General features: G+C 59.3%; 9 protein-coding genes. 7 read left to right on the top strand and 2 right to left on the bottom strand.

What is annotated here, in order from left to right:
- The first annotated feature begins 832 nt into the window (after positions 1 to 832).
- From ACTHUY_RS03390 to ACTHUY_RS03375, 4 genes are all read left to right on the top strand, one after another.
- The gene (locus ACTHUY_RS03390) at positions 833 to 3262 is read left to right on the top strand and encodes a choice-of-anchor I family protein (RefSeq protein WP_441655392.1); all 2430 of its coding nucleotides are present in this window, start codon (positions 833 to 835) and stop codon (positions 3260 to 3262) included.
- An 88-nt stretch (positions 3263 to 3350) separates the two neighbouring features.
- On the top strand, positions 3351 to 3836 hold the full coding sequence (def, locus tag ACTHUY_RS03385) for a peptide deformylase (RefSeq protein WP_126703089.1): 486 nt from the start codon (positions 3351 to 3353) through the stop codon (positions 3834 to 3836).
- Positions 3837 to 3840: 4 nt separating this feature from the next.
- Positions 3841 to 4746, top strand: a complete 906-nt coding sequence (locus ACTHUY_RS03380; protein WP_441655393.1) for a TIGR01777 family oxidoreductase — start codon at positions 3841 to 3843, stop codon at positions 4744 to 4746.
- A 211-nt stretch (positions 4747 to 4957) separates the two neighbouring features.
- Entirely contained in the window at positions 4958 to 5464 is a 507-nt protein-coding gene (locus tag ACTHUY_RS03375; protein ID WP_126703091.1) for a DUF3145 domain-containing protein, read from the top strand.
- A gap of 116 nt (positions 5465 to 5580) precedes the next feature.
- Here the strand turns inward: ACTHUY_RS03375 and ACTHUY_RS03370 are convergent, their stop codons facing one another.
- Positions 5581 to 5991 (bottom strand): hypothetical protein, encoded by a 411-nt coding sequence (locus tag ACTHUY_RS03370; RefSeq protein ID WP_441655394.1) that lies wholly within the window; start codon positions 5989 to 5991, stop codon positions 5581 to 5583.
- A gap of 700 nt (positions 5992 to 6691) precedes the next feature.
- Positions 6692 to 6928 (bottom strand): acyl carrier protein, encoded by a 237-nt coding sequence (locus ACTHUY_RS03365; protein WP_441655395.1) that lies wholly within the window; start codon positions 6926 to 6928, stop codon positions 6692 to 6694.
- A gap of 76 nt (positions 6929 to 7004) precedes the next feature.
- Between ACTHUY_RS03365 and ACTHUY_RS03360 the strand changes: the two genes are divergently transcribed.
- From ACTHUY_RS03360 to ACTHUY_RS03350, 3 genes are read left to right on the top strand one after another with little or no spacing between them, the layout of a single operon-like run.
- Positions 7005 to 7691, top strand: coding sequence for a hypothetical protein (locus tag ACTHUY_RS03360; protein WP_441655396.1), 687 nt, complete (start codon positions 7005 to 7007; stop codon positions 7689 to 7691).
- A 6-nt stretch (positions 7692 to 7697) separates the two neighbouring features.
- Positions 7698 to 8318: an L-threonylcarbamoyladenylate synthase gene (locus tag ACTHUY_RS03355; RefSeq protein ID WP_441655397.1), complete on the top strand. Its 621-nt coding sequence runs from the start codon at positions 7698 to 7700 to the stop codon at positions 8316 to 8318.
- Positions 8315 to 8947 (top strand): HAD hydrolase-like protein, encoded by a 633-nt coding sequence (locus ACTHUY_RS03350; protein WP_441655398.1) that lies wholly within the window; start codon positions 8315 to 8317, stop codon positions 8945 to 8947. The genes ACTHUY_RS03355 and ACTHUY_RS03350 overlap by 4 nt, the downstream gene beginning before the upstream one ends.
- Positions 8948 to 9091: the final 144 nt, after the last annotated feature.

The following is a 9091-nucleotide window of genomic DNA, read 5'->3' as shown; positions in this document are numbered from 1 at the left end:
GCGGGTGAGCGTTGGCTGATGAAGTGGACCGGATTGGGTACAGCGGATGTGGCTACACTTCTGGCCGAGCTTGTGGTGCAATCCAGGGAAAAACTCAGAAGAAGAGGTGAGCTAAAGCTCGACCCGGTTCTGAGTGATCAGAGTGGCAAAGTGCCTGACGTCTACTGATCGAAGACCTGTTGCGAATTTAGCGACAACAACAGGAACACATCATGCCGGGCAACTGTGCCAGCATTGTGCATCCCAGGGGCTTTGACTGAAGAGTCGTTGTCATGGTTGAAACAGTAACCAATAAAATTGGAATAGCAAGACACCTCGAGCAAATGAGACGCATCGTGAGACGGTCAAACCAAACAAATCGGGCTGGCAGATATTCCGAAGAAATCGAGAAAAGCGTCGGAATCTCGCGCGAAAATCATTGAACTGTCAATAAATATCTCGCAGTCACGTGCCAAACAAATGGACCGCATCCCACGCTGTGATCCTTCGCACAGTCAATTGCGGTGTTTTCCCGTCGCGCTGGGAGTTGGCTTCGCGGGTCCTGCATGCGCCTGGATGGCCCGGCGTGGCGTTGCAAAGGCTCCCTGACTGCTACGCGTGGTTGCCTCGTCGCCACGCTTTCGGCGCGTGGTGGCCACCTTGTTGGGGCGTTGGATAGTGGTTCGGGCAGATGTGGCCCGGGCCCATTCTCGCAGGCGCCACGGGTGCCCTGTGCTCTGAGTCACGGGAAATTTACCTGGTGTCTTGTCCAGGTTCGCCTCGTGCACGGCTCCCGTTTATATCGGGTGGCTAGTTTCTAATTGGCTCTGTTTGATGCTGAAAAGGAATGTACATGGCTTTATCACCAATCGCGCTCGCGTCGACAGTCGCTCTTGTTGGAGCGATGTTCCCGGCTGCGATTGTTTCCGATCCCATTGTTGACTCCCCGGAGTCTTCTCCCATCGCCCTGACCCCCGTTGGTTCCTACGACTCCGGTGTTTTTGATGACAGCGCCGCCGAGATCGTTGCGTACCTGCCCGACCTGAAGGCGACCGTTGTCGTCAACGCTGCCGAAGGTACCATTGATGTCCTTGACTCCTCAGACCCCACGAATCCCGAGAAGACAGGCACCCTCCCGGTTGCTGGCGTTGAGCTTGCCAATGGTGGCACGGTCCCTGACGGTTCTACCGCGAACTCGGTCGACGTCCGCGCCGACGGCCTCGGTGTTGTTGCCGTTGAGGCACCCGAGAAGACCGACCCCGGCTACCTCGTGTTCTTCGACGCGCGGAACCTTGAGATGTTGGGCGGCGTTACCGTCACCGCTCTGCCTGACATGGTTGGCTTCTCGCCCGACGGATCCTACGTTGTTTCTGCGAACGAAGGCGAGCCCTCCGACGAATACGGCGAAGGTACCGGAATTGACCCCGAGGGCACCGTCGCCGTTGTCTCCGCTCCCGGCGGTATTGCTGCCCCGAGTCAGGACGACGTCTCGATCGCTGACTTCCATGCCTACGACGACGAAACAAAGACACTCCACGAAGACGTTCGTATCTACGGCCCCCAGGCACCGAACGTCGACGGTGAGCCGGAGCGCCGGATCTCCCGGAACCTGGAGCCCGAGTATGCCGGCGTCACCGATACGCACGCCTACGTTTCCCTGCAGGAAGCCAATGCGATTGCCGTTGTCGACCTGGCAACCGCGGAGGTTACCGACGTGTGGCCAATGGGCTTCATCGACCGCAACGTTGTTCCGTTCGACCCGTCCGACCGTGACCCGGAGGATGCTCCCGAGTTCTCGCTCCGCACCTACGAAGGTGTCTACGGTATTCCCCAGCCCGACACGGTTGAGGCCTTCACCGTGAACGGCAAGGACTACATCGTTACCGCCAACGAAGGCGATGCTCGCGACTACGACAACTACACCGAAGAGGCACGTGCCAAGGACCTTGGCGACGACGGCATTCCGCCGGCCTGTGATGATGCCCCGTTTGCTGACCAGCTGGACGATGCGAACCTGGGCCGACTCAACATCACGTTGGAGATGGGCCTGAACGAGGACGGCACCTGCTACGAGGAGCTGTACCACTACGGTAGCCGCTCACTGAGCATCCTCGACGGTGACACCGGCGAGATCGTCTACGATTCCGGATCCGAGTTTGAAGAAGTAACAGGCGAGCTACTTCCGGACTTCTTCAACTCGAACCACTCCGAGTCCAACATGGAAGGACGTTCGGACGATAAGGGGCCCGAGCCCGAGGGCCTGACCGTTGGCGTCATTGACGACCGCACCTACGCCTTCGTTGGTTTCGAGCGCGTCGGCGGCATCATCGTCTACGACGTCACCGATCCCGCGAAGTCCACCTACGCTGGCTACGTCAACAACCGCGACTTCTCCATCTCGATGGAAGACTCGGTCGATGCTGGCACCGGTGAGGAAGACCTGTCGAAGGCAGGCGACCTCGGTCCGGAGGGCCTCGAGTTTGTTCCCGCTGCTATCTCGCCCAACGGCAAGGACCTCCTCATTGTTGGCAACGAAGTATCCGGCACCACCACGTTCTTCGAAGTTGAGCTGAAGGAAACCGAGGAACCCGCTGAGCCCGCCCCCGGCATCGGCTTTTACGTCACCAACAGCTGGGACTCGTCCGTTGCTGACGCAGTCTTCGCCTATGGGCGGCCCGGCGATGAAGTTCTCGTGGGCGACTGGGACGGAGACGGTGAAGATACCTTCGCCGTGCACCGCGGCCACACCGTCTACCTCAACGACACCCTGCGCGGCGGAGAGGCCGACGACGAGTTCAAGTACGGGCGCGACAGCGACAAGGTTCTCGTCGGCGACTGGAACAACGACGGCAAGGATACGTTCGCGGTTCGCCGCGGCGACCAGTTCTTTGTCGCCAACTCCCTCAAGTCCGGTGCTGCTGATGAGGTCTTCTACTACGGCAAGGCCGCCGACGAGATCCTCGTGGGCGACTGGGACGGAGACGGTGAAGACACCCTGGCCGCCAAGCGCGGCAAGACCTACTTCGTAAAGAACGAGATCGCGGGTGGCAACGCCGACTTCGAGTTCAAGTACGGACGCGAACCCGACCTCCCGCTCGTGGGTGACTGGAACGGAGATGGTGAAGATACCTTCGCCGTGCGCCGCGGCAACGTCGTCTACCTGAACAACACCCTCGTCGGCGGAGACGCCGAGCACGTGGTTTCCTACGGTAAGGACACCGACGAAGTCTTCGTCGGTGACTGGGATGGTGACGACGTCGATACCCTCGCCGTCCGCCGCTAACCGAACCGAACAACCCTCTAGCAACCAACAACTGTTAGATCCCGAACGGGGTCGCCGCCACTCGTGCGGGCTATGGAATAATGGCTCCATGGCTTACCGCGATATCCGAGTGATCGGCGACCCCGTTCTGCGTACCGTGTGCGACGAGATCAAGAAGATCACGCCCCAGGTTGAATCCCTTGTCGAGGACCTCCTCGAAACAGTTGACGATGAAGGGCGGGCAGGACTGGCAGCGAACCAGATCGGTGTTTCCCTCCGCGCCTTCTCCTGGAACATCGACGGGCAGATCGGATACATTCTCAACCCGAAAATCGTTGACCTGTCCGACGATGAGTACCAGGATGATGAAGAGGGATGCCTCTCCATTCCCGGCCACTTCTTCCCAACGAAGCGCGCCTGGTACGCGAAAGCCATCGGAACCGATATCGAAGGCAACGACGTGGTCGTCGAGGGCGAAGAAATTATGGCCCGCTGCATCCAGCACGAGGTTGACCACCTCGACGGCCACCTCTACATTGACCGGCTCGACCGCGCCGCACGCAAGAAGGCGCTGAGAGCCATTAGGGACCTGTGATGTCATGAAACTGATCGTCTCCGGAGCAACCGGCTTTATCGGTACCGCGCTTACCAAGCGGGCCGAAACAAAGGGCTGGGATGTTACGAAAATTGTCCGAAGCAACCCCGCCCCCGGAGACATCACCTTCGACCCACAGAGCGGGACTATTGATGAACGCCAGCTTGCTGGGGCCGATGCCGTCGTATGTTTGAATGGCGCGGGCCTGTTTTCGCGGCCCTGGACGGATTCCTATAAGAAGACCCTCCTCGAATCGAGGCTCACCTCGGTCAACACCCTCACCGAAGCGTTTGCGCGCCTTGACGTACCGGACCGTCCAACACATTTCTTGACCGGCTCCGCCATCGGCTACTACGGTGCGGGCCGTGGCGACGAAATCCTCACCGAAGAATCCGGTCCCGGAAGTGACTTCCTTGCGGACCTCTGCGTCCAATGGGAACGGGCTGGCCACGTAGCCACCGACCTCGGCATTCGTCACAGCGCGCTCCGAACCGGCCTGGTCATGGATAGCGGGGGAGGCATGCTGGGCCTACTCAAGCACCTCTACCGTGCGGGCCTCGGCACCAAACTCGGTAGCGGCGAGCAATGGATGTCGACCATTTCGCTCGACGATCACGTCCGAGCAACCCTTTACGCCATCGAAAACCAGCTGGAGGGCCCAATCAACCTGTCGTCTCCGGAACCGCTTCGGAATGCTGACTGGCACAGGTTGCTTGCCGCCTACGTTCATCGGCCCGCCTTCCTCACGGCCCCCGCGCCCGTCATGAAATTAGCCCTCGGTGACTTTGCCGAACAGGCGGCCCTCGCCTCGCAACGAGTCATGCCCCGCTACCTTGAGGACGCCGGCTTCGAATTCAGTGCGCCAACGGTTCTCGAAATCTTTGATCAGGCGCTTCCGCCAAAGAAGTAGGGCCCGGCTCCTGCTTTGACCCACATCCCGCGCTCAAGGACCATGCGTGGCGCGGGAGGACCTAACCGGGCTCGGGCGAGCGGACACTTACCTATTCCAGGTACCTTTGCATGCTCAAAGGGGAACTGGCGTGTTGTTGCGGATTGTGGCACAGTTAGTTGTATCGGAAGCCGAATGGGTGTGACGGGGAATCTCACCTAAGGAGGTTCCGATGACAACACAGCGCGCCACCCGTGGCGTTGTCTTCATACATTCTGTAACGCCCGCCCTCCAACCGCATGTGGAGTGGGCGCTTTCTGGTGTCCTGGGATATCAGGTGCATATCGAGTGGACAGACCAGCCCGCCAACCCTCTCTACCACCGTGGAGAGTTCTCGTGGACTGGCGAGATCGGCATGGGAGCCATGCTGGCGTCCGCACTCAACGGCTGGGAGCACCTGCGCTACGAAATCACCGAGGATGCCACCCCGACGTCGGAAGGTGGCCGGTGGTCGCACACGCCCGAGCTCGGCATCTTCTACGCCCAAACCGACCTCGTCGGTAACGTCGTCGTACCCGAGAACCGCATCCGTGCAGCCCTCGAATTCGCCGACTCCGATCCGGTTGAGATGAGACGCCTCCTTGACCTGGCTCTCGGCCAGGCCTGGGACGACGAACTCGAGCCCTTCCGCTATGCGGGAGCAGGAGCACCCGTCCGCTGGCTACACCGAGTCGGTTAAAGCGCCAGCGAAAAGGCCACCGAACGCTGGTATAAACAGTTCTGCCCCGGTGAAACCGGGGCTTTGCTGTGCAGTCAAAAGAAACTCATGCCTCACCCGGCGGCGAGTCCTCGGCCTTATTCGTCGACGACCTCGATGACCATGCTTAGCCCATCGTCTGGATGATAGATCCACGAGGCTTCGTAGCTATCCCATGAGCCCGTCTGTCGACCGTCAAGAGCACGTGTTGTGTCGACTCGAGCAACGATCGAATCGGGGACCTCAAGAGAACTAAGAACGCATGCTGCTTCGATGAAAGTTGCCCCGGCTGATTCTTCGCCCTCGGTGTCAATCGACAGCGCAGACCCATCATCAAGAATCTGTATGTACCGCGACGATGTCACGGCGCACTCGTCGACGGCTTCCTCGAAGGCTGCCTGTGCTTGAGCAGAAGAACCACCGCCAAGTTCTACCGGTATGAAAAGTCCAGCGACCAAACCAACGGCCAGGGCGGCAACCATGCCCATAATGGCGGCCCACATGCTCATGACCCTCCGGGGCTTTGGGTATGAGGGAGGCATCGGGGCCGGCTGGCCGTAGCCAGGGGCATGGGCGTACCCCGGCTGCCCGTATTGCCGGTGTGGGAACTGGGCGGAGGGTTGCGAGGGTGGAACAGGCTCATGCCCTGAAACAGAGAAATTTCCAGGAGTTGCGATACGTTCCGATTCGGGGATGCTCCGCTGGGTTGGAAAGCTCTCGGACGAGCGGATGTGAGCGGGCGACACGAGGTTTCCGGCGTCGGGAGTATGTCCTAAATATTGATTATCGCCCGGAGGCTGGAATTGAGAATGGCCCACCATCCCTTCAGGTTGTCGTGCCGGTTGGCCCTCGTTGGCGCCTTTCATGCGTCATCACTCTTTCTCATCGCAGTGCTTGTCCGATAATTTCGTTTGCTATATAGCAAGAGTATCGAGCGTGTCGGGCGCTTTATGGTGGAAAATGAAGAAAAAGTGATGGTTTATGCGCTAGTGGGGGAGTGCGCTGTTGTCGTGCCAGCTTTCTTGGGATGTGGGGTGCGGAAAAGGAAACCGATCGAGCAGAATCGGCAACGAGAGCGGGGCGAAGCTGCCGCAATTATCCCCCCCCCCCCCGAATAGAAGCGGGTTCCAGAGGCTCGTTTTGTCCGGCCGGACTATTGGCTCTTCGGTTTCTCTCGTTCTGTCTCGTGACCCCTCGGCCTGTGAATTGCTAGCTCCCCACGGTTTCGTCTGCGACAAGGTCCGCGATGGTGCAGGCGGACTCGATTTGGGAGTCCGGGATCTGGATCTTGAGGGCGCGCTCGAGATTGACGGCTAGTGCGTAGATGGTGACGGGATCAAGGCGGAGGACTTCTTTCAGGTCAGCATCCTTAGTGATCTCGTCTTCGGGGATCTCGGGTGCCAGTGATGCGAGGATTTCTCGGGCCTTATCAAGGGTGGAGCTCATGGTCCATTATTACCCCAAATACGAAAAGTTGCGGTTGACTTGCCCGAAGAGTTCCCACGTTCGGTATCCTGATGCTATGGCATTCATCGATTTACTGAGACAGCTCATGCAGGGTAGCGGTTCGGCCGACGAGGCCGCGTCCGCAGACGTTGCACGGGCCATTGAGCTCCGCGAAACGCTGTCCGAGAATCCCAACGACATCGCCGCATTCCAAGGTCTGGCCGAACTTGTCGACCACGCTGCTAGTAGCTCCACTACACTCGAGGATCCCCTGACCGCTGATCAGGAGGAAGCAGGGCCCCAGGAACAGGCCAATCTGGCAATGTGGTCCCTTGCCGAAGAACTGAGCGGGCGACCGAACGCCTGGTACCCGCTCATTGAACTCGCCCGACTGTCGGTGGATTCCGATATCGAGGGAGCCACCCGCCGCCTCCAAACGGCCGTCGAACGTGACGAAACTGGGCGTGCGCTGGGTGAATCGATCAAGGTGCTCCGCGAGGCGGGCTACGCCGAAAGCGGCATCTCCCTCGGCATCGGCCACTGGGACCCGGAAAATCAGAAGTTCGCGGCTGGCGAGCAACTGATTCTTGCGGCTATTGATGCTGAACGTCCCGATATTGCATCCCGGAATTTCGATATTCTTCAGCAGCACGCCATTCGCGGTGAACACGAGGACCGTCTGGCATTCCTTGCCAGGCTGATCGAAGAGTCGCAGGCCGCGGCGGAGGCAAAGTATAAGGAGCGCGAGAAGCGCGAGAATTGAGTTGATATGGCACGCTATGTAGAGATCCATCCCGAAGATCCGCAGACCCGGTTGATCGACAAGGTTGTCGACCACATCCGCGAGGGTGCGGTTGTCGCCTTCCCGACGGATTCGGGCTATGCGATTGGATGTCAGTTGGGGAACAAGGATTCCCTCGAGCGGATCCGTACGATCCGCAAGGTGGGCGCAAAGCACCACTTCACGGTTCTCTGTAGCGACTTCGCCCAGCTCGGGCAGTTTGTCATTGTCGACAACTCTCAGTTCCGTCTCATTAAACAGCTGACCCCCGGCCCCTACACGTTTATCCTCAAAGGCACGAAGGAAGTCCCGAGGATGACGTTGAATCCGAAGAAGCACACGATCGGTGCCCGGATACCCGACCATAAGATCACCCAGGCTCTCGTCAGTGCACTCGGCGAGCCGATCCTGTCCTCGACTCTGATCCTTCCCGGGGAGGAAGAGCCGATGACTGATGGGTGGGAAGTCAACGAGGCACTTGGCAACGCGCTCGACATCGTTATCGATGGCCCTGTGGGCCTCGAAGGTGCAACGACTGTTGTCGACATGTCGGAAGGCTTCGCCGATGTCGCCCGTGAGGGTGCTGGTAGCACGGAGATGTTTGAATGAAATTTGGGGCCGTTCTTTTCGACCTCGACGGGACCGTCATTGACTCGGCCCCCATCATTACCCGACTACTTGCCCTGACAGCAAAGGAAATTACCGGCGTTGAACGGGACCCAGCCGACATGATCAAGTATGTCGGCCCGCCTCTCGTGTGGTCGATGGGGGACATGGGTGCGGTCGAGGAAGACATCCCGCACTACATCAAGTTCTACCGGTCGCACTACGACAAGGTCATGGTCGATTCCCCGGTTTTTGCCGGCATGGACGATCTGATTCGTGATCTGGCGGAGGTTATGCCCGTTGGGCTTGCCACTTCAAAGAAGCTCTCGGGAGCCGAACTCACGCTTAAGGTGAAGGGCCTCTACGACACGTTCACGACCGTCTGCGGAGGTAGCGAAGACGGATTGACTGCCGACAAGGCAGAGATTATCGCCCGAGCACTCGAAGGTATCGGCCCGGTCGATGGTGAGGTCGTCATGGTTGGTGACAGGATCTTCGACATTGACGGCGCTGATGCAAACGGCCTGAAGACCATCATTGTCAGCTGGGGCGCAGGTGGTGCGGAAGAGCGCGAACGGGCCTGGAAGACCGCGGATACGATGGATGAGTTGAGGGAGCTACTCTTCGGCTAGCTCGTGCAATTCGGCTAGCAGTCGGACCTCGGGTAGCAAGCGGTCCCGGTGGCGGAAACTGTCGTAGGAAAGTGCAAGGGACGCTACCGCAGAAAAGCCCGCGTCTGCCGGAGAACAAAGCACTCCACTGCAGGAAAGCAGACT

It is taken from the genome of Flaviflexus sp., assembly GCF_052087705.1.
Lineage (GTDB): Bacteria > Actinomycetota > Actinomycetes > Actinomycetales > Actinomycetaceae > Flaviflexus > Flaviflexus ciconiae.
The sequence above is the reverse complement of the archived record's forward strand: the minus strand, read 5'-3'. Positions and strand labels throughout refer to the sequence as shown.